Origin of the sequence: Planococcus chinensis (assembly GCF_020071995.1) — a bacterium.
GTDB classification, from domain to species: domain Bacteria; phylum Bacillota; class Bacilli; order Bacillales_A; family Planococcaceae; genus Planococcus; species Planococcus chinensis_A.
Map to the genome: position 1 here is coordinate 402,756 of NZ_JABWTK010000002.1, position 22,916 is coordinate 425,671.

The 22,916-nt window shown below is 43.3% G+C and carries 19 protein-coding genes; 3 read left to right on the forward strand and 16 right to left on the reverse strand.

Going from position 1 to position 22,916, the window contains the following annotated elements; translation table 11 throughout:
• Positions 1 to 4: 4 nt before the first annotated feature.
• The gene (locus tag HU147_RS05035) at positions 5 to 1,066 is read right to left on the reverse strand and encodes a M42 family metallopeptidase (protein ID WP_224075202.1); all 1,062 of its coding nucleotides are present in this window, start codon (positions 1,064 to 1,066) and stop codon (positions 5 to 7) included.
• A 178-nt stretch (positions 1,067 to 1,244) separates the two neighbouring features.
• Positions 1,245 to 1,712 carry an Lrp/AsnC family transcriptional regulator gene (locus HU147_RS05040; RefSeq protein ID WP_224075203.1) on the reverse strand — a complete coding sequence of 156 codons (468 nt, stop codon included), beginning with the start codon at positions 1,710 to 1,712 and terminating at the stop codon, positions 1,245 to 1,247.
• Positions 1,713 to 2,098: 386 nt separating this feature from the next.
• Here HU147_RS05040 and HU147_RS05045 point away from each other — a divergent pair, with 386 nt between their 5' ends.
• Positions 2,099 to 3,118, forward strand: coding sequence for a LysM peptidoglycan-binding domain-containing protein (locus HU147_RS05045; protein WP_224075204.1), 1,020 nt, complete (start codon positions 2,099 to 2,101; stop codon positions 3,116 to 3,118).
• Positions 3,119 to 3,152: 34 nt separating this feature from the next.
• Here HU147_RS05045 and HU147_RS05050 read toward each other — a convergent pair whose 3' ends face one another.
• Positions 3,153 to 3,701, reverse strand: a complete 549-nt coding sequence (locus HU147_RS05050) for an HD domain-containing protein (RefSeq protein WP_224075205.1) — start codon at positions 3,699 to 3,701, stop codon at positions 3,153 to 3,155.
• A gap of 220 nt (positions 3,702 to 3,921) precedes the next feature.
• Here HU147_RS05050 and HU147_RS05055 point away from each other — a divergent pair, with 220 nt between their 5' ends.
• Positions 3,922 to 7,128 (forward strand): hypothetical protein, encoded by a 3,207-nt coding sequence (locus HU147_RS05055; RefSeq protein WP_224075206.1) that lies wholly within the window; start codon positions 3,922 to 3,924, stop codon positions 7,126 to 7,128.
• A gap of 37 nt (positions 7,129 to 7,165) precedes the next feature.
• Here the strand turns inward: HU147_RS05055 and HU147_RS05060 are convergent, their stop codons facing one another.
• The 3 genes from HU147_RS05060 to HU147_RS05070 all read right to left on the reverse strand — a co-directional run bounded on the left by HU147_RS05060 (position 7,166) and on the right by HU147_RS05070 (position 10,526).
• On the reverse strand, positions 7,166 to 8,593 hold the full coding sequence (locus HU147_RS05060) for a glycosyltransferase family 2 protein (protein ID WP_224075207.1): 1,428 nt from the start codon (positions 8,591 to 8,593) through the stop codon (positions 7,166 to 7,168).
• Positions 8,590 to 9,636, reverse strand: a complete 1,047-nt coding sequence (locus tag HU147_RS05065) for a HEAT repeat domain-containing protein (RefSeq protein ID WP_224075208.1) — start codon at positions 9,634 to 9,636, stop codon at positions 8,590 to 8,592. The genes HU147_RS05060 and HU147_RS05065 overlap by 4 nt, the downstream gene beginning before the upstream one ends.
• 182 nt (positions 9,637 to 9,818) lie before the next feature.
• The gene (locus HU147_RS05070; RefSeq protein ID WP_224075209.1) at positions 9,819 to 10,526 is read right to left on the reverse strand and encodes a DUF459 domain-containing protein; all 708 of its coding nucleotides are present in this window, start codon (positions 10,524 to 10,526) and stop codon (positions 9,819 to 9,821) included.
• Between the two features lie 301 nt (positions 10,527 to 10,827).
• Between HU147_RS05070 and HU147_RS05075 the strand changes: the two genes are divergently transcribed.
• On the forward strand, positions 10,828 to 11,214 hold the full coding sequence (locus tag HU147_RS05075) for a DUF805 domain-containing protein (protein WP_224075210.1): 387 nt from the start codon (positions 10,828 to 10,830) through the stop codon (positions 11,212 to 11,214).
• A 99-nt stretch (positions 11,215 to 11,313) separates the two neighbouring features.
• On the opposite strand, the gene HU147_RS05080 is transcribed toward HU147_RS05075, so the two are convergent.
• The 10 genes from HU147_RS05080 to HU147_RS05125 form a co-directional block, all read right to left on the reverse strand.
• On the reverse strand, positions 11,314 to 11,580 hold the full coding sequence (locus tag HU147_RS05080) for a YciI family protein (protein WP_224075211.1): 267 nt from the start codon (positions 11,578 to 11,580) through the stop codon (positions 11,314 to 11,316).
• A 186-nt stretch (positions 11,581 to 11,766) separates the two neighbouring features.
• Positions 11,767 to 12,942: a glycosyltransferase family 4 protein gene (locus tag HU147_RS05085; RefSeq protein WP_224075212.1), complete on the reverse strand. Its 1,176-nt coding sequence runs from the start codon at positions 12,940 to 12,942 to the stop codon at positions 11,767 to 11,769.
• Between the two features lie 34 nt (positions 12,943 to 12,976).
• A complete protein-coding gene (locus tag HU147_RS05090) occupies positions 12,977 to 14,029 on the reverse strand; it encodes a hypothetical protein (RefSeq protein WP_224075213.1) in 1,053 nt (350 codons plus the stop codon).
• 34 nt (positions 14,030 to 14,063) lie between these two features.
• Entirely contained in the window at positions 14,064 to 15,242 is a 1,179-nt protein-coding gene (locus HU147_RS05095) for a glycosyltransferase family 4 protein (RefSeq protein WP_224075214.1), read from the reverse strand.
• A gap of 80 nt (positions 15,243 to 15,322) precedes the next feature.
• Positions 15,323 to 15,943, reverse strand: coding sequence for a sugar transferase (locus HU147_RS05100; RefSeq protein ID WP_224075215.1), 621 nt, complete (start codon positions 15,941 to 15,943; stop codon positions 15,323 to 15,325).
• 12 nt (positions 15,944 to 15,955) lie between these two features.
• Positions 15,956 to 17,245 carry a nucleotide sugar dehydrogenase gene (locus HU147_RS05105; protein WP_317985488.1) on the reverse strand — a complete coding sequence of 430 codons (1,290 nt, stop codon included), beginning with the start codon at positions 17,243 to 17,245 and terminating at the stop codon, positions 15,956 to 15,958.
• Positions 17,242 to 18,522 (reverse strand): hypothetical protein, encoded by a 1,281-nt coding sequence (locus HU147_RS05110; protein ID WP_224075216.1) that lies wholly within the window; start codon positions 18,520 to 18,522, stop codon positions 17,242 to 17,244. The genes HU147_RS05105 and HU147_RS05110 overlap by 4 nt, the downstream gene beginning before the upstream one ends.
• A gap of 48 nt (positions 18,523 to 18,570) precedes the next feature.
• Entirely contained in the window at positions 18,571 to 20,085 is a 1,515-nt protein-coding gene (gene murJ, locus HU147_RS05115) for a murein biosynthesis integral membrane protein MurJ (RefSeq protein ID WP_224075217.1), read from the reverse strand.
• Between the two features lie 312 nt (positions 20,086 to 20,397).
• Positions 20,398 to 21,411, reverse strand: coding sequence for a GNAT family N-acetyltransferase (locus HU147_RS05120; RefSeq protein ID WP_224075218.1), 1,014 nt, complete (start codon positions 21,409 to 21,411; stop codon positions 20,398 to 20,400).
• A 313-nt stretch (positions 21,412 to 21,724) separates the two neighbouring features.
• Positions 21,725 to 22,732 carry a GNAT family N-acetyltransferase gene (locus HU147_RS05125; RefSeq protein WP_224075219.1) on the reverse strand — a complete coding sequence of 336 codons (1,008 nt, stop codon included), beginning with the start codon at positions 22,730 to 22,732 and terminating at the stop codon, positions 21,725 to 21,727.
• Between the last annotated feature and the right edge of the window lie 184 nt (positions 22,733 to 22,916).

Here is a 22,916-nt window from a genome sequence, read left to right on the forward strand (position 1 = left end):
CTCCTTAAAATAGCTTCACCCGGTATTCCTCAGATGGTTTCATTTCCTTGATAAAGGCCTTTAACAATTCCTTCGTCGCTTCCACATCTCCAAGGTCGATCACTTCAATCGACGAATGCGCATTGCGTGACGGTATCGACAAGACACCAGTCGGAATGCCGTTATGTGCCAGGCTGAATTCTCCTGCGTCCGTCCCGATTCCAGGGAATACTTCCAATTGATACGGCAATCCGTCATTTTCCGCAACCTTCACCAAATGCTGCCGCACTTTTTTATTGGCAATCAAGCTGAAATCGAGCACTTTAATGCCGACTCCCGCACCAAGCGCCAAGGTCTGATCCATCATTTCTTCCGGCGTGTCGCTGACTGCAGTTGTATCCAGCGCAATCATGACGTCCGCATGAAGCTGATGGCTGCCGACCCTCGCCCCTCGTAAACCCACTTCTTCCTGAACAGTGAAAATTCCGATAAACTCTCCAGCAAAATCAGCCGCATCCAATTCTTCCAGTGCTTGCACCAAAATGGCGCAGCCTACCCGGTCGTCAAAGCTCTTTCCGGATACGCGCGTTTCTGTCAGTTCATCGAAATGCGGATACCAGACAATCGGGTCACCGATCCGGATGCCCAGCTCCTTTACTTCCTCTCGGCTCGCTGCCCCTGCATCAATATACAAACTGCGGTGATTCCTTACTTTTGCTGCATCATCAAATTTCACCATATGGGCAGAAATCGTTCCGATGACGCCTGTCCGGAGCCCGGTTTCAGTCCGGATCTGGACACGTTGCGACAAGAGGATCCGGTCGTCGTGCCCGCCCAGTTTTTCAAATCGAATCAAGCCATTGTCTTCAACTTTTTTAACAATAAATCCTACTTCATCCATATGGGCTGCGACAATAATTGCCGGCCCCGGCCGATTTCCCTGTTTGCGGACAATCAAGTTCCCCGCATTGTCCACTTCGATTGAATCGACTTTCCCTTTTAAGCGCTGAGCTATATATCTTGCTACATCTTCTTCAAATCCGCATGGACCAACAATTTCCGTTAACTCTTTCAATAAGTCTTTCATCAAATACCTCCATTAAAAGTAACGTGAATAGAATTAATTAGATTAAAAGGTCACAAACATTGTTGTTCATTAACTTTTTTTATCTCTCTTCACTATACCTAAAGAAAAAAATACAATCAATCAAATTTTCTAAATATACAAAAAACCCGCACATTAAAAATGTGCAGGTACAAGTTCTTCAATTCTCCCGAATAAAGTTGAATTTATTTTTCAACACTTTTAGTTCCACAATAACGTTCATGCGCTCAATCCCCGCAACTTTTTTTAATTTCTGTTCGACCAAGTCGCTTAACGCTTCGTTTGACTCCACGCAAACTTCCGATAAAATCTGGTATTCTCCGGTAATCAACGCCACGAACCGCACTTCATCCAGCTCGGCCAATTCCTTTGCGCATTGCTCCAATTGATCCGGGGCTGCGGCAATTTGGATGGCAGCAATAACATTCAAGCCGATTTTCATCGGGCTGACGACACCGACAATCGACAAGGTGCCGTTTTCCCGCAGATTAGAGACACGCAGGCGGATGGTTCTTTCGGCTACGCCAATCCTTGAAGCAATTTCCTTAAAGGTCATCCGCCCATCATCCTGCAGAAATGATAAGATTTTTAAATCCATTTCATCGAGCCCGTCCGTATGTTCCGCCATCTACTCAACTCCTCTCCAATTCCATGTTTTATCTTTGAAAACAGAATAGCATAAATTTTTACAGCAAAACAGGTTTCCAGAAATTTCATTTCATTCAAAAAGCCCGAATGATTTTCGGGCTTTTTAGAAATCTTATCCCTATTCTATTTTATTGTAAATCGTTTGGAAATATAATTTTCCATTCATGCCCCCCTTATATTCTTATCATTTCCCTAAAAGAAAACTCTTTATTTATAAGCTTATATGATATAATCGAATCATAAAATATCGAAATATTCTAATATAAGTAACATATATAGGTAATAATTCTCACATTTTCCAGCTGTATACATACCTAGTTTTTGATGCTGGGTAAAGAAAAAGGGGTGAGTCTAGTGAGTAGCAAGATGTTTAAAGTTGCAGCTGTCATTTTACTCGTTTTATTTTCCATGTTTTCTTTTTCTCCGCAAACTGAAGCAGCCAATTCCAAATATGTCACGAAAGGCGCTACAACCAGCAAAGTGATTGCGTTGACGTTTGACGATGGATCGGACGGGACCAACATCAACAAAATTCTCCAAACCTTATCCGCCAACAAAGTAAAAGCGACATTCTTCCTGACCGGTTCCGGTGCCAAAAACCATCCACAGTCGATTAAGAACATTACCGCACAAGGCCATCAAATCGGCAACCATTCATACTCTCATCCAGACTTCACTAAATTGACTGCTGCCCAGATGAAATCCGAACTTGATAAAACGGAGAGCACGATCAAAGGCATTACCGGCAAATCCACCAAACCGATATTCCGTGCACCGTTCGGGGCCAGCAATGCAAAAGTGCTCGCCGCAGTGGGCAACGCCGGCTATACGCATACCATCCAGTGGAATATTGACACGCTCGACTGGAAAGGCGTCTCTTCAACCGCTATTACCAACAAAGTGCTGGGTAACGTCGTGCCTGGCTCCATTGTCTTGATGCATACCGGGGCCGGAGCTTCCGGAACGCCCGGGGCACTTCAAGGCATGATTACAAAGCTGAAAGCGAAAGGCTATACTTTTGTGACCGTTTCGCAATTGCTGAAATTGCCGGCGTCTTCTCCGCCTGCAAGCGGTGCGAAATACACCGTCAAAGCCGGGGATACACTTTACAGCATTGCGAAAAAGTACAATACGACTGTAGCTGCGATTGCCGCTGCCAATAAAATCCCAAGTCCGTACATCATCCGGGTCGGGCAGGTATTGACGATTCCTGGAAAAGCCGCTCCCCCACCTGCAGCCGCAATTAAATACACGGTGAAATCGGGAGATACGCTTTACAGCATTGCAAAACGCTACAATTCTACTGTCGCTAAGATAGCAGCAGCCAATAAAATTCCAAGTCCGTACATTATCCGGGTTGGGCAAGTGCTGACAATCCCAAGATAAGCAAAAAGAGTGAGGGATATTCCCTCACTCTTTTTTAATTGCCTTCAAAAACCCTTTCCACTTCTTCTTTCAGTTCTTGTGCCATCGGCCATTCTTCTTGCCGGCTTTTCAGCGCGTTCACAATTTCCCGGTAATACCATCCTTGCTGTTCCTTCCCCCTGTTAAAACGGTTCCACACTTCATCACCAAATTCTTCAAGATCCAAGCGAATGGAACGCAGATTATGCAGTTTATCGGCAATGATAACAGCAAGCTCTTCCCGAGAACGGGATGCCAGCTGCGAGACCGTATGGCGCTTGCGCTCTTCCCAAGGCAATGATTTATCCGGTTCTGAAGCAGCCCGTATTAAAAGCAGTACCCGCTCTCCAAAACCTTCTCTTATTTCATCTTCTGTAGCCGCCGTATCTTCAAGTGTGTCGTGAAGGAGACCGGCAGCAATCACTTCTTCTGATTCTCCGGCACGCTGCAGCATCATTCCTACTGCGAAAGGGTGGCTGATATACGGAATGTCTGTCCCTTTTCTTACTTGGCCCGCGTGCTTCAATGCCGCAAACCCAATTGCATACTCGACTATATTCTTCACGTTTTCTCCTCCTTATTTTTGCTGAACAAAGTGTGTACTTTTTGGCCAGTTTAGAATCGGCTTCTTTGAGGCCAAATCCGGATTATATAAAAAATTTGTTATTAGTAAATTTTTTCTAATTCTTATTAACAAAATACCTATTTTTATACGCATTTCCAGCAATATAAGCTATAATATTCCAAGGTTTTCTATTTAATAGAGGATAAAAAGGAGTTTCTAAATGAAAAAAATCATTTCTACAATTAGTGTAATCATTATCTTACTGGCCTTGCCAATTGTTTTATGGAACCTGCAAAGCAAAGAACAGCTCCAAGTAGCGATTATAGATAAGACGGTTCCGAATGAGGAATACCGGGAACATCATGGCTTGACCTGGCTCCTTAATCATTACCAGTACGAGAAAGCTGACGGCACAAGCTATAAAAAAGACAGCGATTATTACGGCTTTGTTCCCAATGAAGCCCAGAAATCCTATGACATCCGTGAAGTGCCGGAGTCATTTGAAAACACGGACTTAATCTACTTGGCTGATACGTATGGCGTTTATGAAGACAACTTGCCATGGATGGAACCCCAGGAAGAAACAGCTCCGTCTCTTTTATACGGAGGAATGGAAATTGAAGAATGGGATACGATCAAAAACCAAGTTGCGGATGCCGGCTCTGATCTTGTAATCGAGTTTAACTCCTTTGCCTCTCCTACGGATGAAGACGTGCGACAGGACATGACCGATTTTCTCGGCATCGACTCAACTGGCTGGAGCGGCCGGTATTTTGGCGAATTAAGCGAACCCGGAGAAGAAGTACCGAAATGGGTCGTTTCCAGGTTTGAGAAATCCGGAGAAACTTGGAATTACAACGGTCCCGGCTTTATACTCGTCAACGATCAAAACGAAGAGATTGTCGTTTTATCCGAAGAACGAGGCGATGTAGGAGCAGAAGGGATAAAACTGGCATTTAACGAAAAGGGCCAGGATCTATTTTCGTTAAACGATTCTCCTGCATTCAAATACTGGTTTGATATCAGTGAACCGGCAGCCAGTGAAAACGTGCTGGCTGACTATGAATGGGACTTAACTGATTCAGGATCGGCTATTTTGAATGAGCATGGAATTCCTGCACAATTCCCGGCAATTTTGCAGCTGCAGAAAAATGATTCAGATATCTATCTGTTTGCCGGAGATTTTGTGGACATTGGAGAGGTTCCTGGTTTTTATCAATACAGCGGTTTTGCAAAAATCAAATCTCTTCTTTCCGCCAATGATGCAGATTCCGAAACTGCTTTTTATTGGAAAACGTATGCACCAATGATGGAAAGCATTTTGGCAAAGACGAAACAAAAACAAAGTACAGCAAAAAAGGAATCTGCAGCAGTTGTTCAGGCGGAACAAGATGGCATCAGCTACCCTTCCCGAATCAACGGCCAAACGTTTGAGGTGTATCAGGACGATAAATGGCAGCCATTTACGGTCAAAGGCGTTAATATGGGAATGGCGAAACCCGGAACATTTCCTGGGGAAGCTGCGATTACCCGCGAAGAATACGACCGCTGGTTTAAACAGATTGGAGAAATGAACGCCAACGCCATCCGCGTTTATACACTTCACCCTCCCGCTTTTTATGATGCCTTAAAGAGCTATAACGAAAAAGCGGAAACTCCTCTGTATCTATACCACGGGGTCTGGGTGGACGAAGAACCGCTTGTGGAAAAGCTGGATGCATTCGATAAGGATATCACTCAAAATTTCCAGAATGAAATGAAAAAAATTGTGGATGTTGTCCACGGCAACGCAACAGTTGAAGAAAAACCCGGCCATGCATCCGGAACATATAAGGCTGACATATCTCCATATGTCATTGGCTGGGTCATCGGCATTGAATGGTTCCCTGATATGGTCGATGAGATGAACCATCTGCACCCTGAACTGGGCGATTACGACGGCCAGTATGTCGCGACAGAAGGCGCCAACCCGATGGAGCACTGGCTCGCCGTGCAGCTGGATGTCTTAGCCGATTATGAAATGGGCAAATACGATAGCATGCGTCCGCTAAGCTTTACGAACTGGGTCACAACCGATAATTTGGACCAGCCTGCAGAACCAAGCGATAAAGAAGATATCGCCTCTGTAGATCCAAATCACATCAAATCAAAAGATGCGATTCAGGAAGTCGGCATGTTTGCATCTTATCATGTCTATCCATACTATCCTGATTTTTTAAACCTCGAAGAAAAGTACACAGAATTTATTGACCATCGAGGCGAACGCAATAACTATGCCGGGTATTTGAAGGATTTGAATGATTCCCACGAAATGCCGATACTGATAGCCGAATTTGGCGTTCCGGCTTCTCGCGGAAAAACGCATGAAAATCCATTCGGCTGGAACCAAGGGTTTATTTCTGAACAGCAGCAAGGCGAAATTGCCCAGCGCCTTTACGAAGACATTTTGAATGAAGGCATGCTCGGCGGCCTCGTCTTCACTTGGCAAGATGAATGGTTTAAACGCACCTGGAATACGATGGATTATGACAATCCCGACCGCCGTCCGTTCTGGTCGAATGCCCAGACGAACGAGCAGCAGTTCGGCTTGCTCAGCTTTGATACCCTTAAGGTAAAAGTTGATGGTGAAGATGATTGGAAATCAGGAAAAACCTTGTTAAAGAATGGTGAAAATTCATTGGAGTCACTTGCAATGGAACACGATGAGCGGTATTTGTACATCAAGGCCGAATTCAGCGAAGACCAGAAGGATTGGTGGAAAAAAGAAGAATTCAACCTTTACTTCAATCTTCGAAACGGTAAAGGCATACCGGTCGAATCAGCCCCGGACAAGAAGTTCAACGCTGATTTCCATTTGAAGCTTGATGGAAAAGATGCTGCACAGCTTCTAGTGGCCGGCGACTATGATTCGTTCTACTATGATTATGCAGAACGCTTGAAAATGATTCCAAAATCGGAGAAAAATATTTCGACTGAATTCCATCCGATCCGTTTGGCATTGAATAAGGAAATTACACGGCCGGATACAGGCGAAGTCCTTCCTTTTTCGGCTTATGAAACCGGCGTTCTGCAATTCGGAAATGCCAATCCGGAATCCAAAGATTATAACTCGCTAAGCGACTGGTACTATTCAGAAGAAACGGGTATTTTGGAAATCCGGATTCCCTGGATGCTATTGAATGCCAAAGACCCGAGTCAGCGCGAGTTTGCCGGAGATATGTGGAAAGACGGAATCGAAGCTTCGATGAACGTTGAAGGCATAACAGCTGCTGCTACGCTGACAGATTCCAAAGGCCGGCTTGCCGGGTACTTCCCTGAAGGCCAGGAAGCCAGCTATTCATGGAAAAAATGGGACCTTCCAAAAACAGACGAACGCCTGAAACAATCCTACTATATTTTGCAGGACTTGTTTGAAAAGACCGAATAACAAAAAGAAAGCTCGCAGCGAATGCGAGCTTTCTTTTTTATGTTCCTTCTTCTTTTGAGAAGACGCCTTGCCGTTCCATATTGCCCCATACAGACTTTTTCGTAACAGCCACGACCAATCCCTGGACGCGCCAGAAATTCATGACAATCCGGTACCAGAACGTTTCTGTTAATGCGTAGCAAAACAGCACGACAATGCTTTTGCTCTCCGGATATTTATGATAAGTCCATTCTTCAAGCAGCACAGCGAGAGAAGACAAGAGCGAACCATACAAGATCATGACAAGCAGCATCACAACGACAATCTCGGTATCGACCAGCGAAAAGAGGAAGCCGCTGATAATAACGGCATATCCCAGAATCTCAAAAACCGCACTCAGCAATTCAATGAACAAAAAGTAAGGCATTGAAAACATGCCGATTCCCTTATATTTTGGATGGAACAGCATTTTACGGTGCATCCAAATGGTTTCAGCAAGTCCGCGCTGCCAGCGAATCCGCTGGGCACGAAGTGATTGAATGGTGCTCGGCGCTTCTGTCCAGCACACGGGATCCTGAATATACTCAATGCGCTGGTCGAATTTCTCTTCTTTAATCGAGCGGTGAATCCGCACAATCAGTTCCATATCCTCTCCGACCGTAGCCGGATTGTATCCCCCTACCTTAATAACGCGGCTTTTTTCAAATACACCGAATGCCCCGGAGATGATTAAGAGGATATTGATTCGGCTAAACCCTAAACGGCCAATCAGGAAAGAACGGAAATATTCGATGATCTGCATAATTTCAAGAGGGCGTTTCGGCAGCTTCACTTGTTTGATCACACCATCGCTGCCAATTTTACACCCATTGGCAATCCGCACCGTGCCGCCGGTAGCGGTAACTTTCCCGCCAGAGTCGATAATCGGCTTAATCGTTTTCAGAAGTGCATCTTTTTCCAGAACAGAGTCGCCGTCAATTGCAGCAAAATAAGGATAGTGGGAAAAATTGATGCCTGCATTCAGCGCATCGGCTTTTCCGCCATTTTCCTTTTCAAGTAAAAACAAGTTCGGATGAATCTTCGACTGATACGCCTTTACCAATTTCCCTGTTTTAAAATAGCTCCGCGTCGCCAGTTCGATCGGTTCCATTTGAAACGGTTCCAGCAGCTTTTCGCTGGTGCCATCGGTAGAACCGTCATTTACAACAATTATTTCAAACTGTGGATAATGCAGCGACAGCAGCGAATGCACCGTGCTTGCTACGCCCGCTTCCTCATTATATGCAGGCACAAGAACCGAAACTGGATACGTATCTTTATTGACCATCATTTCTTCAATTTGTTCCAGGCGATTTAGTTTCTTCTCCCGCTTGATTTTGGGGCTTGCCATTAAAAACATCCCTAAATAAATCAAGTTCGCAGACAACATGTAAATTATGATGGTCCAAGAAGCAACTTCTAAAATGGTGCTCCATAATTCACTCATTGGCTTTTACCACCTTTTCTTGTCAGCATATGCATCGCAATATCCCGGGCATATGCATCCTTGCTCGTTGCTCCAATGCGCTTCAAAATGCCTGCCCCGTTGTCCAATTCATAAATATTGTCCGCCGCCGAAAAGCGCACCCACCAAACCGGGTCGGAAAAGAGATCAACCAATGATTCTGTAAACTCATTCAGTCTGCAGGCACCGGTCAGTTTGGCAGCATACATCCGTTCTTCCCAATTAGCTGATTTAAAAAATCGCGAAAGTTTGGACGGATCCTGCAATTTCTCATAATTGCACAAACTCTTCATGGCTTTGATCCGCACTTCCAGCCTGTTATCCAACATCATATTTTCAACAAACGGGAAAAACAATTCGTTCTTCTGTTCCCCATTTATCGCAATGAAAGCAAACAACAAATTCTCTGATGCTTTATCTTCAACCGTTATACGCTGCGATAAATCCACTAAAAGGGATGGATTTAGCCTGAATAGGATTTCTTTGATGAAACCTGTTGATAAGGTATGATTGGCAAACAGCACATCAATGACTTTAGGGTCCTGCAAGACCGCTGCTGAACGCAGGCATTGCCGGTACTCCTCGTCTTGTTTGTGCAACTTTTTGAAATGCTGGAAAACCTCCTCTTGAAGAGACGCCATCCGGAAATCTTCGATAAAGTACAATGTATTAATCCGGTCAGCCCATTTCCCCTTTTTTAATATTTTCTTATAGTAGGCGCTTAAATTCTGATCAGCCAGTTCCATCACTTTTTTCTTTTCCTGTTCAGCAGCAGCTTCAGACATCAATTGATCAAGTGTTTTTTCGATGGCAGCTGCCTGCATATTCACATTTTCGGGAAGTTTCGTTTTTCCTGAAGGGCTTCCTTCTATATATTCTTTGAACTGGGGCATTAGCCGTTCCACTTCTTCTCCGAGTCTCTTTTCTTTCGAGAGCGTACGCGTTTTCCATATGATTAATCCAAACAATAAAATCAATTGAAACGCCAGGAGTATTCCAACCACCCAAAGAAAAACATTCACCATCCATTTTGACTCCTTTTAACTGCAACTTTTATCAACACACCTGTTAATTATCCAAGAAAAATAATCCATTAAAAATTGTAAATAAAAAACAAATATTAATCTCACTTTACTATAATTGAAAGAAAAAGACTATAATATCACATTAATAAAGAAGCACTTCTAATAGAAGTGCTTCAGATTTTTCAGCGTTGATTTAATTTGTCCATCCAGATTCGATAACCTTCACCTTTTAAGTGGATGCCGTCAATCGTAAGGTCTTTTTTCAACTGGCCATCCGAGTCTTCGAAAGCTGTTTGCAAATCCATATATTCGACTCCGCGTTGTTGTGCCAATTGTTGAAGAATGGCATTAAATTCATGGACCGTTTTATTTGATAAGTCATTGTTAAAATCACGGTTGTTGATCGGCAAGATCGATTGAAGGACCACTTTCGTCGCATCCTTATCAAAAGACTGAATGATGCTGTCCACATTCTTCCGGTATGTTTTTGCATCGGTTCCTGCTCCAATATCATTGATGCCAATCATGATATATACTTCTTTAGGCTTTCGTTCGGCCACTTCTTTAATACGGTTCAGGACACCGGCTGAAGTATCCTCGGAAATTCCCCGGTTTAAAACAGTCTGGCCAGGATAGTATTCCTGAAACTCGCCGTGGTCGGTGATGCTGTCGCCGACAAATATTTTATCGGTTTCTGCCACCTCTATTGATTCAAAAATGTTTTTGTTTTGCAGATAATAATCAGGATATTTTTGAGGCGAAGTTGCATTGGCGACTTGCTCTTTTATAAATGTGATTCCACCTTGCTTATGTATAATGTAACCGCCAATTCCTATAAACAGGATGTTTAAAATCAGCGACCCTGCCAAAAATGCTTTTGCCTTTTTCATGTTTTGCCACTTCCCATTTTTGAAATTCCGCTTTCCATTTTCAGAGAAGCGATACTGAAATAATATTTCCTTTCTGCTTATGCTTTAAACTTTCCGGAAGCGATTTAATTCCTTTAAGCACGACAACAACAAAAATTTTAAAGAAATAAAGTTACTCACAAACTTTCACTGATTAAAAAGATTCTATTTAATGCACAAATATTCCATTTAGCAAGCATTATTATCTAAAAAATACATAGCTAAAGTAGGTTCTACTTGATATAATCAATTAAACTTTGCAACCGGAAGGCGGTGAAAACATATGAAAGAATTTATAGACGTGTTTAAAAAGACTTTTGACTTCTCCGGACGTTCCAGAAGAAAGGAATACTGGTTGTTCGTTCTATTTACTACAGTCATCAGCATTGTCTTATCTATTATTGATGTGATTGCGGGACTTCAATTGACCGAAGATATTGGTGTACTCGGCGGACTCTTTTCTCTTTTAATCATTATCCCTACATTCTCCGTGACCGTTAGACGGCTTCATGACATCGGCAGAAGCGGCTGGTGGGTACTGCTTACTTTTATTCCGCTTATCGGCTGGATGACTTTGTTTATTTTCAGTTTGCTGGACAGCCAATCAGGCACCAATGCCTATGGTCCAAGCCCGAAAGAATCTTATTCAGACTTTGCGACAGCAAAATAAGTACAAAAAGCCGGTCTTCCTTAAACAGGAAGAACGGATTTTTTCAAGTTTTCAAAAAACATGTCTAGTATTTTATGCTGTTTTACATAAGTTGTTCGGCTAGTCAGCCCATACAGCTTCCCATTCATGGATGTCGTATTTCCGTGCTCCGTTTTGAATATATGGGTCCTGATTCACGAAGGCCTCACATTCTTCAAATGAGACGGCTTTATAAATGACCAATCCCCCGGATCCATCAGTAAACTTCCCGTTTGCCCGAACATGGCCGGCGTTTCTCATCTTTTCTAAGAAATCCAAATGCTGCGGACGGAACCGCTCACTTTTCTCCCGGTCTGCCATTGGCAGGAACACTGCATAATAGTTCATTTCCCCACTCCTTGCATTGTTTTATTCAACTGCTTCCATCATAGCGCAAATAAAATGCCGCAATCAATTCCTGATAGAAGTGATGGCGGCATTTATTAACCTTTTTGTCGGACATGCTAAAGCTTTATCAATCCAATGTGCTGAAATATACTAGCTGAATGAAGCTATTCGCAGCCTATTACTTCATTAATTCACTTCGAATGCAGCCACTTTTTGAATTAGCAATTGCTGGTAGAAGCTATCCATTTCTCCCCAAATCAGTTCATTGCTGAAATGCTCTTCTCCCCATTTTTTTCCGTTGGCTCCCATTTTCGCCCGGAGGTCTGGATTTGAAAGAAGAGTAGAGATTTTTTCTGTAATTTCCCTAATGTCCGTTGGATTGACCAGCAACCCGGTTTCTCCTGGAATAACCGTATCTTTCGCTCCTGTCACATCAGCTGCCAGTACAGGCACTCCAGCCAATGAGGCTTCCAGTGAAACATTGCCAAAGCCTTCACGCTTTGTCAAAAACACGAAAACATCCATCAAAAAGTAGAATGGTATCGGATTTTTCTGGTAATCAATATAAATAATGTGAGGGTTATTGTTGATTTCATTATATGTTTGAGGTTTTACTGGATCTCCGGTTTCAAATTCGCCGACAACAAGCAATCGCATTTCAGGATTTTTTTCATGTAATTGAAGGAATGATTCAACCAATTCTTCAATCCCTTTATCTTTCGTCAATCTTCCGACATAGCCAAGAACTGTATGCTCGTTCGTCAAACCATACAAATGGCGTAGTCTTTCAATTTCTGCCTGCAACTCCTCTGTCCGTTTAAATGCTTCCAAGTCAAAGCCGTTGTAGCTCCCTTTGCCAAAAATTCGGATTTTTTCATCCGGAGCAATTCCAAGTTCGATCAATTGCTCTTTTAAGCTGGAAGATACAGATAACACATCGGTAGCAGCAGCGGCAGCAATTTTTTCAGCGGTCAATAAAATTTGCCGTTTCAAGCCTTTTGTAGTTTCCATTCTCAAGCCCAGCACGTTGTAAATCCGGATCGGCACTCTGCATATGAAAGCGGCCAATGTAACAATCAGACCGGCCTTTGGCGTTCCGGTGTTGATAATATCCGGTCGTTCTTTTCGGATGAGGCGAATACAAGCCATTAGAGATTTGAAGTCCTGTATGAGGGAAATTTCCCTTTCCATGTTTACTGTCAGAACCTTTACGCCTTCATATGCTTCATATGTTTCGATGTAATCCCCTTCTGAAGAAATGGCCCCTACTTCATAACCTTGCTTTTCAAGGTAAGCTAGCTGCCCTCTCATCAGTTTTAAGCTTTGTGGAACCGTCACTGCATGCATAACTTTAACGGCCATGCTTCCCCCTCCTTTTTATATTCGCGCATTCAAGTTAACCTACTGTTTTTGGCTCCATTTGATTGATCAAGATCCCCGCATAATGAGTAGGGTCGATGTCTTTGACTGAAAAAACTTTCTGGCTGTTATGGACCAGCAATTTCAGAATTTCTTTTTCAGCAGAAGCGGCATCGTCTATATTAAGATCCGGATTAAAAAATTCATACGCCGTCAACAAAGGAGATTTTAAATAATGGAAAGCATTGCGGTTAAAGTTGATGAGCTTTCGAAATGCTTCAAGCTCGGATTGAATAATGACTTCACTGCTTCCTTTTTCCAGTATTCCAACATGAGTCACTTCTTCCGCATCCAGAATTTCATTGCTGTCTACATAACGAGTTACAGGCGTGGCTTTTGTGAAAGAGACATATTCCAATGGCGGAAATACCTTAGTTGCCCTATTCTTCAGTTTCGATCCTCTGCTTTGCTCCATATTCGAATAAAAACGGAATGTGCTAGTCCATGGAACAGCATAAATTTTTCTTCCGTCTGTTATTGCTAAATCTTCCGCAATAAATTGCGCCTGATGGTCTATACAAGCCATCATGCTGCTCAAAGTTTTGCCTGTACCAGGTGGGGCAAAAACAGCCACCGTGGACTGGTTTTTCTTAAAAGCGGAACAATGGATAGGCGCAAATCCTTTTTTCAGCAAAAGGACACAAGCGAGGTCTGTTAAAATATAGCCGATGGAATGCAGGTTCATAATGCGATGCGTGATTAACTTATAATAATTTCGGTTCACCGTGATTTTGGGCTCATCAGATAACAAGTTCTCTGCCTTGATGCGCATCTTTTCTTTCATCGCTAGATTCCGCGTATAGTAGATTTTGTTTTGTCCTGGCGCTCCGCTGAAATAATGGTATTTTCCGAGCGTTTCCAGCTGATTGTCTTCATTGAATTCTTCAACAACCAAATTGATTTTCACTTCACATTGCTCATACTCCTGTTGGGTGGCCTCCGGCATATTGTGGCCGAAGGACCACTTGAACTCTTTCATATTGGTTTTGATGGCTAAAATACCTTTAGCCGCAATATAGTAGTAAGTCATAATATCCTCCTCATCCACATCGTATAAGCTTAACCTAATGGGTTTGTTCAACCGCTTTCATATTGCCGACAAGACATTCCTGATAATAGCGGTCCAGTTCTTTCCACAGCGTCTCGTTGCTGAAATTTTCAATTGCCCATTTTTCTGCCTGTTCACCCATTTTCCGGCGCAGTTCAGGCGCGAGAGCCAGCAGCTCGAGTTTCTCCAAAACATCCTGCGGATTTTCGGGATCTACCAGAAAGCCGGTCTTGCCATCTAAAACTGTGTCCTTGGCGCCGGTTACATTTGCTGCAATTACCGGAGTTTTTGAGAGGGCAGCTTCAATCGCAACATTGCCAAAACCTTCCCGTTTTGTTAAAAAGACAAAAACGTCCATGATATGAAAAAACGGAATTGGATCCGCTTGATAACCCGCATGGATGATTTCAGGATTTTCTCGAATTTCTTGCTTCACCGCATCTTCTACCGGATCCGCATCTTCATAGCCTCCAATAATCAGCAGCCGAAGATTTGGTTGCGTCTTACGAAGCTTCAGGAAGGAATCGACCAGTTCTGCTATTCCTTTGTCTTTTGTCATGCGCCCAACAAAGCCAAACACAATATGCTGCTCCGTCAACCCGTACTCTTTCCGTTTTGATTGAATATCGTTTTCCAGATTGTCGCTCAGCTGGAATTTCGAAAGTTCAAAACCTTCTCCACTCCCTTTGCCCAGAACAGAAATTTTTTCTTTCGGTGCAATTCCCAAGCCAGATACCTGTGCTTTTAAGCTTTCTGAAACTGCCAGGCAATGCGTTGCTGAAGCAGTGGCCACTTTTTCTGCCGCAATCAGGATTTTTCGCTTCAGGCCACTTGTGGTTTCCAGGCGCAGCCCGCGCATCGTATAAATTCGTATGGGCACCCCGCATAAATAAGCGGCCAGCGTTACAATCAAGCCGGCTTTCGGAGTACTGGCATTCACAATGTCCGGGCGTTCACGGCGGATAACACTGATACACTTCAGCAGCGATTTAAAGTCATTAAGCAACGAGATTTCCCGCTCCATATCCACCAGCAACATAGGCACATCTTCCATCTTTTTAAACCGTTCAATATATTTGCCGTCTGAACTTAAGGTTTTTACTTCGTAGCCGCTTTTTTTCAGATGACTGATCTGGCCAGCCATAAAAAACAAGCTTTCTGAAACGGTCACTGCCTGAATCACTTTAGCACCCATTCGCTCTCTCTCCTTTGAATGTCGCACGGCACCAAGCCATCAATGCCGGACTTATTAAAAAAGCCTCTCCTTCATCCCTTTTATTCATTGCTATAAACACCTTCAGATTTGATCACTTTGAAGAAGGTTTGGATGATGATATAAAGGTCATAGCGTATGCTTTTGCGTCCGATGTATTCGATGTCCAAATCAATTTTCTCATCCCAGGTTAGCGCATTTCTGCCGCTGATTTGAGCCAGCCCGGTAACACCGGGCCTAATGAGAAGACGCTGTTTTTGGTACTCATTGTAATTATCCGTCTGTGAGGGCATTGTTGGCCTTGGGCCGACAAAAGCCATATCTCCTTTGACGATATTGATTAATTGAGGCAATTCATCTAAACTTGTGCTTCTTAAAATATGGCCTACTCTGGTGATCCGCGGATCGTCTTCAAGTACATCGATATCCAGCCGTTCTTTGGCCGGGTCGCTGAACATGGTGCGGAATTTATAGATTTTAAAATGATTTCCATACCGGCCGCCCCGTTTCTGAATGAAAAAGACCGGCCCTTTTGAATCCAGTTTAATGAGCGCCCCGATTACCGCAAAAAGCGGTGACAGCAAGATCAGCAGCATCAATGCAAAAAGCCATGCACAAATGCGTGCGACATACCTGGACCAATTTGCCTGTTTCCTCATAACCGCTCTGTTTTCAGTTGCCATTCCTTTTCCTCCTTATAATCGCCAAAGCTCGATTTGTTCCGGTTTTTCATCTTGATTCAAAACGCTTTTAATATCAAAAACCAATCCTTCTTTATTTTGGAGAAGCTTTTCAAACAATCTCCATCCCGCTTCTTTGTAGGCTTTATGGGGAACCGCCAGGATAACTGCAGAGGCAGGAAGCAATTCGAATTCTGAAGTAAGGGCCAGCCCGTATCTCCGCTCCATCTCGTTTGGATCGGTGCAGCAATCTGCCAGCTGAACTTCTATTCCGTATTCCTGGAGTTCCGCAATAAGGTCAAGCACTTTGGAATTCCGGAGTTCCGGGACATCCTCTTTATCAGTGACGCCGAGCACCGTGACGCGCGCACCTTTGGCTGTAATATTGTTTTTTGCCAGCTTTTTGACGACGGTTCTGGCGATGAACCTGCTGATGCCGTCATTGATGCGCCTTCCCGCTAAAATCATTTCCGGATGAAACCCGGTTTCCTGGGCAACATGGCTCAAGTAATAAGAGTCAAATCCAATCCGCCTCCCCCCCACCAGCCCGGGGGTGAACTTCAAGAAACTCTTTTTGGTTCCTGCCGTTTCCAATACGTCATTGGTGTCAATGCCGAGGCGGTTGAAAATAAGTGCAATTTCATTTATAAAAGCGATATTGATATCTTGCTGGGTGTTCTCGACAACTTTGGCGGCTTCAGCAATGCGGATCGATTTAGCTTTATAAACCCCCGCTTCAAAGACGCTTTCATAGACCGATGCAACAAAGTCCAGGACAGCCTCGTTTTGCCCGGAAACCACTTTTTTGGTTTTGGCATACGCCTGTTTTTTCTCTTTGGACTGGACGCGTTCAGGGGAATAGCCGACAAAAAATTCGCTTCCTGCTTCAAGCCCTGAATATTCTTCCAGAACCGGAATGCATTGTTCTTCCGTTGCTCCCGGATAGACCGTTGACTCGAAAACCACAACCGCCGCTTTTTTCATATGCCGCCCGATTATTTGGCAGGCTGCCATCAATTTTCTTAAATCCGGCTGGTTCCGGCTGTCAATCGGCGTCGGCACAGCAACGATAATAAATCCTGCTTCTCTAATCCTTGCTGGATCCGCTGTAAACTCAATCGTGCAGGCGTCCCTTTCCCACTCTTCTATTTCATGGGTGCTGTCAATGCCCGAAGAAAGCGCTTCAATGCGCTTATCGTCGATATCAAAGCCGATAACGCTGTACTTTTTGGAAAAAGTAGCAGCGACCGACAAGCCGACATAGCCAAGGCCGACCACCGCTATTTTTAACTTGTCGATCATCATGCAATCCGCTCTCCTTTTTTCTGCTTCCATCGAACTTCGGCCAATGTGAACAATTGCTTTGTATTCGACATGGTGAATGTGATCAACAACAGTGGAATAATTTTATTGCGATGGCGCATCGCTGTTCCCGCAGCCTGTGTGCCATACGAATAAACAAATACAGTAACAATCAAGAACAGTAAAATGAAGATTTTATTCCGTATGGGCATATCGCTCTTGACCAGCCCAAAAATAGTCGCGCCCACCAGGAACAAGTAAACCGATGAATCGAAGAAGAAACTGACGATATCCCCCATGCCCCGCCAATCCAGAGGCAAAGGGGAAAACATAAAGTAAAACATTTTGAGCGGCGCCACGAGCAGGGCAGAAATGCCTGTCAAGCCGTTCAAGCTGGACAGGTAAACCGATCCGCCGTCGCTTGATATCTCGATTTCCGTAATTACGGTCCCTTCCGGAGTTATAAATTTGCCGAGAAAAAGTTCCGCGTTCTGGAACATGACAACTCCAAGTACCGCAAAGAAAATAAGATACAATAGGGCCTGGTTAGATCTGTTCGCTTTTTTAGAACTAAGGAACAGAAAAGCTAGTACATAAGCTGCCACAAACCCGATCATTCCTGAATGGAATAGCATTGACACAAAGGCCAAAACGACTGCCAGCAGGAAATGTAAGAACCCGCCGTCTGTAAACCACCGGATGAAATAGTAAAGCGACACGGTGATAAGGAAAATAATGATTGATTCCCGCAGCAGGATGCTCGACATGAAAATGCTGTTCGGCATTGCTGTAAAGATGAGCACCGAGATGAAAATCAATTTCTTGTCGCTGTTCAGATGGATCATCGCCTTCAGCAAGTAGACGGCTGCGAATACCCAGAAAGCCACATTGAGAAATTGAACAAACGGCCGCTGGTCGCCGATCATGTAATAGATGGCAGATAAAAACGGAACGTAGTTGGTGGCACCGTCTTCCAGCGGATACATGCCCTGCGCGATAAGCAGTGACACTTCATGGAAATATTCCGTATCCGTACCGCTTGAGAAAATGCTGATGGACGGAACATACAAATCGATGAAGAGGACAATAACCCGGACAAAAAATCCGATAAAGATGATGGTCAGCCACTCTTTTTCCAGCACTCTGAATAGATATAGTGTGATGGCGACAATTCCGCCGAGAAGCATCAGCATGCCGTATGCGTCGCCCAGCGGGATAAAATCCTTGATCATATAGGTGACCAGAATTTCCATAATGAAGAAAGCCAATACGAAGAGCATAGATGGAACACCTCCTGTAAAACTGTGCGTCTTGTTTGCTGCTGCTTTTTATCTTTTTGCCAGGGCAAGAATTCGTGATTTGTAATAGCCCATATCACTCAATTGGAGAAGCCAAAGCATAATGGCATAAACCAGGATGCCTGCTCCGATTCCGCCGGCCAGCGCCAGAATCTCATGGCTCGTTTCAACTAGCAGCGAATAGGCGCTTTTTGCTGAAAAGCCCATCACGATAGAAGCGAGAACCGCTTTGAAGATATCCAGCGTGATTTGTTTGGTATTCATGGAACCTATTTTCTTTACAAGCGATAAGTACAAAATCCCGGTGCAAAACAGTGTCGCGATGCTTGTCGCAAGTGCAAGGCCATTGATGCCCATAAACCTTGATAGAACAATGTTTAGTCCCACATTTATAAACATGGCAGCAAAAGCGCTGATCATCGGCGTTCTGGAATCTTCCAGCGAGTAGAAAACTTTAACGAGCACTTCACGCAGTCCGAAGCCGAGCATGCCGACCGCATAAAAGAAAAGCGCTCCAGAAGTCAGTGCCACTTCGCTTGCTTCAAATGCCCCTCTGCCAAATAGCAATTCTGTAATTTGTTTGGAAAAAATCATGATGCCGACTGCAGCCGGGATGACAATCAATGCCACGGTGGTGATGATTTTTCCGACAATATGTTTCAGTTCGGCCATATTCTTGTTAACGGCGAGTTTGGATATTTTCGGAAACATGACCGTCACTACTGCCGTTACAAAAATGGCCTGGATGAAGAAAATGATGCGATGGGAGTATGTTAAAGCGGAAATGCCGCCTTCCACAATCTGGGAGGCCAACGTACGGTCGACCAGTACATTGATCTGGTCTGCCGAAACACCGATAATGACCGGTATCGCTAAATACATCATTTTCTTCAAATTCTTTTCCTTCGGCGCTATTTTGAAACTGTGGCGATATCCTGTTTTGCGGATCCAGGGAACCAGAAACAGAAATTGAATGACGACCGCTACGAGCGTACCGATTGAGAGAATATAAATATTTGTAAAAGAACTGATATAAATTACGAAAAGCATCATCAGATTCAACGGCAAGCCGGCAAGGACAGTCGGCAGAAAGCGTTTATGGACTTCCAGGTAGCCGTTGAACACATAAATCAACGCCGTGAAGTAAATACTGAGTGCCGCTATGCGTGTAAAGTCTATGGCGATTTTTAACGTTTCCCCTTCAAATCCTGAAGCGAACACTTTGACGATGGCTTGCGGGAAAAGCAAGATCAAAACCACAATTCCGGTCGATACAAGCAAAACCATATTGATAACATTTGATGTAAATTTTCTTGCTTCCCCTACCCCTTGGGTTTCCTGGATTTTCGTAAAAATCGGAATGAAGCTGGCAGCTATTCCCATGCCGACAAACGAAAAAAATGCAGTCGGGATGTCTGTAGATATCAGATAGGCATCCGTTAATCCATCAGCGCCGTAAAAATAGGAAAGGGATATGTCTCTTGAAAAACCAAGTATTTTCGTAACTACGATGACTGTCATAATGGCGATAACGGTTTTTTCCATGGATCTCTACCTCTTTTGCGCTTATTCTTTTAGCTTTTAACATTGATGACTTGTATCAGCTTGACTTCAACTGCTGAACCTCTTCTGCTGTTTTTCACCTTTATTTCCAGCGGATCAAAGGCGAATAATTGTCCGGCCCTAAGCTTTATTCGCCTTCCACCTCCATTAAACTTATTGATTGAAACTTATACTAAAGCGTCTAGGTTAAAAGTAGGTTAAATTGTTTAAATAGTATAAATAATCGAAAATCCCAAATAAAAAAGCAGGAGATCCGCTTGCTGGATCTCCTGCTTTTACTTTTCTATTCTAATTTTAATTCACCGTCTTCAAGGTTTCGTTTCTCAAAACTGACCGGTATGCCGGAAAATATTCCGTTTCCTGTTCAACACCCATCAATTCACACAGTTCATTATACACAAGGCTGTTCCAAACTTTTTGGCCAATAAAAAACTTAAAAGTGGTATTTTTGCCGAACTGTTTTTTGAACATGTATAATTTATCGTCCAGACTGTTTGTCCTGCCGCCTCCGTCATGGATCAGCTCGTAGCCGTTTTCCTTGCCCCAGACCACCAATGCATATTGAAGGATATAAGCCGGCGACAAATGATGGAATTCTTCAAGCGTCCCTGATAAATGCGTGTGGATGTTATCGCCATATACATAATTCAGGCCAGTTCCGATTACTTGTCCTTCGTATAGCACTTCTACCATTAAGATGGTTTCTCCAAAAAATTGGAGCAGCTTGTCGAAATAAGCATCATCAAAATAATAGTACGAATCGGCATTGTTGCGCGCCATCGTGCGGTGGTAAATCGCTTTAAATTCAGTGATGTCCTGCGGGTTAACGGTATATCGGTATTCCACCCCCGCTTCTAGAGCTTTGCGGATGTTTTTCCTGGTCGATTTTGAAAATTCTTTTTGCACCGGATCGTCATATTCTTTAAGCTGCGTGCCAACCGTATTGCGGATATACGAAACCTTATAGCAGTTTACGAAGTCATCGGCGTTTGAAAGCACCGGATGAAAACGGATGAATTCACTGATGATATCGTTCTGTACGCAATACTCACTGAAAGCTTCCAGAAATTTGTCAGCCAGTTCTTTTTGCGCTCCCGGTATACATGAGACGATTAAAGGTCCGCCGTATCCGTAAGGCGTAACGATATCGTAATAGGCTTTCCCATCAATTTCTACAGGGATTTTCCGTTTAATGAACATATGCTTAATCAATCCAAGCGGATGATTAAACTCAAATATTTCGCAGCTGCCATTCTCCATTTCTTCGTATAGCCGGCCATAATTCTCATGGAAATACAAATCAGCCAATTCTCAAACCCCTTTCATGCTTTTCGATTTTTTTTGGTTTCCAATGAATGTTCGTCAACTTTAAAAACCGATAGGAGCAATGTGCAACACCTCTTATCTGAATAATCTAAAATATTATTCTCATTATAGCCTGTTAGCGTCAAAAGTTCTATGCCTAATTCAAATTCTGCTCTTATTTAACTAGATATCAATGAAAATACCCCTAAAAAATCATACAAATGATTTTTTAGGGGTATAGTTTCACCTTAACTTTATAAGAGATGGATAACGTTTTATGATGAATATTATTTCATAGCAGGTAAAAAATTTTGTTTTAAACCTTATTATACTCTTTAAGCACTTTCGTCCGGTAAGCCGGAAAGAAATCCGTCTTTCCCCCAACTTCCATTTCTTCGCATAGTATTTGATAAATTTCCTCATTCCAGATTTTACGTCCTATCTGAAACTTGAAATCCGTATTCTTGCCAAATTGTTTTTTGAATACGTATAGGCTGTCATCCAGGCTATTGGTTCTCCCTCCGCCTTCATGAATCAGCCAAATACCGTTTTCTTTGCCCCAAACTGTTAATGCATATTGGAGAATATAAGCCGGGGACAGATGGTGGAAGTTTTCCAAAGTGCCGGACAAGTGGGTGTGGATCAAATTGCCATAAACAAAATTCAATCCCATACCGATCACGCGCCCTTCATACATCACTTCCACTAATAGTATATGCTTGCGGAAATACTGGATAAGCCTGGTAAAATAGTCGTCATCAAAGTAATAATACGAGTCGGCATGATTGCGCCTCATCGTTGAATAATAAATTTCTTTAAAATCTTTAACATTGTCCGGATTTACCGTCACCCGGAACTCAACGCCTGCTCTTTGCGCCTGCCGGATATTCTTCCTTGCAGTCTTTGAAAATTCGGAAGCTGCCGGATCGTCATAGCCCTTGAGATTGGTTCCTACCGTATTGCGGATATGGACAACGTCATAGCACTCTTTAAAATGTTCGGCATTGGCCATGACGGGATGAAAACGGATAAACTCGCTGACTACATTGTTGTCAGTGCAATATTGTTGAAAACTAGCCTTAAAAAGTTCAGCAAGTTCCATTTCACACCCTTGCTGGCAATTTAAAATAAGCGGCCCCCCATATCCATAGGGGGTTACCAGGTCGTAATACAACTTTCCATCTATTAGTTTTGAAATCGGACGTTTTATAAACATATGCCTGACTGTTCCTAGCTCATGGCGAAATTCAAATACTTCATGTACGCCAATTTCGATTTCTTCGTATAAACGCCCGTAATTTTCTTCAAAATAAATATCTTCCATTTTCCTGACCCTCTTCCATAAGCATATGATTTTAACTTCTACACTGAGAGTTGCCGCTTCCCCACTCAATTATTATCTGATATACGGAGCATTGCCGCAGGCGTTCGAACTGATTATTTCCATTTGGCTATCTGCCGGCTGTGTATCACTCCATCGGCAAAATAGCACTAAATCACTAGACAAG

Coding starts and splice junctions, on each gene's coding strand:
- HU147_RS05070 (WP_224075209.1), bottom strand. CDS start 10,526: ATGAAAAAGGCAAAAGCATTTTTGGCAGGGTCGCTGATTTTAAACATC.
- HU147_RS05125 (WP_224075219.1), bottom strand. CDS start 22,732: ATGGAAGATATTTATTTTGAAGAAAATTACGGGCGTTTATACGAAGAA.
- HU147_RS05055 (WP_224075206.1), top strand. CDS start 3,922: ATGAAAAAAATCATTTCTACAATTAGTGTAATCATTATCTTACTGGCC.
- HU147_RS05065 (WP_224075208.1), bottom strand. CDS start 9,636: ATGGTGAATGTTTTTCTTTGGGTGGTTGGAATACTCCTGGCGTTTCAA.
- HU147_RS05095 (WP_224075214.1), bottom strand. CDS start 15,242: ATGGGTGCTAAAGTGATTCAGGCAGTGACCGTTTCAGAAAGCTTGTTT.
- HU147_RS05035 (WP_224075202.1), bottom strand. CDS start 1,066: ATGAAAGACTTATTGAAAGAGTTAACGGAAATTGTTGGTCCATGCGGA.
- HU147_RS05040 (WP_224075203.1), bottom strand. CDS start 1,712: ATGGCGGAACATACGGACGGGCTCGATGAAATGGATTTAAAAATCTTA.
- HU147_RS05075 (WP_224075210.1), top strand. CDS start 10,828: ATGAAAGAATTTATAGACGTGTTTAAAAAGACTTTTGACTTCTCCGGA.
- HU147_RS05100 (WP_224075215.1), bottom strand. CDS start 15,943: ATGGCAACTGAAAACAGAGCGGTTATGAGGAAACAGGCAAATTGGTCC.
- HU147_RS05085 (WP_224075212.1), bottom strand. CDS start 12,942: ATGGCCGTTAAAGTTATGCATGCAGTGACGGTTCCACAAAGCTTAAAA.
- HU147_RS05105 (WP_317985488.1), bottom strand. CDS start 17,245: ATGATGATCGACAAGTTAAAAATAGCGGTGGTCGGCCTTGGCTATGTC.
- HU147_RS05090 (WP_224075213.1), bottom strand. CDS start 14,029: ATGACTTACTACTATATTGCGGCTAAAGGTATTTTAGCCATCAAAACC.
- murJ (WP_224075217.1), bottom strand. CDS start 20,085: ATGGAAAAAACCGTTATCGCCATTATGACAGTCATCGTAGTTACGAAA.
- HU147_RS05045 (WP_224075204.1), top strand. CDS start 2,099: ATGTTTAAAGTTGCAGCTGTCATTTTACTCGTTTTATTTTCCATGTTT.
- HU147_RS05060 (WP_224075207.1), bottom strand. CDS start 8,593: ATGAGTGAATTATGGAGCACCATTTTAGAAGTTGCTTCTTGGACCATC.
- HU147_RS05110 (WP_224075216.1), bottom strand. CDS start 18,522: ATGCTCTTCGTATTGGCTTTCTTCATTATGGAAATTCTGGTCACCTAT.
- HU147_RS05080 (WP_224075211.1), bottom strand. CDS start 11,580: ATGAACTATTATGCAGTGTTCCTGCCAATGGCAGACCGGGAGAAAAGT.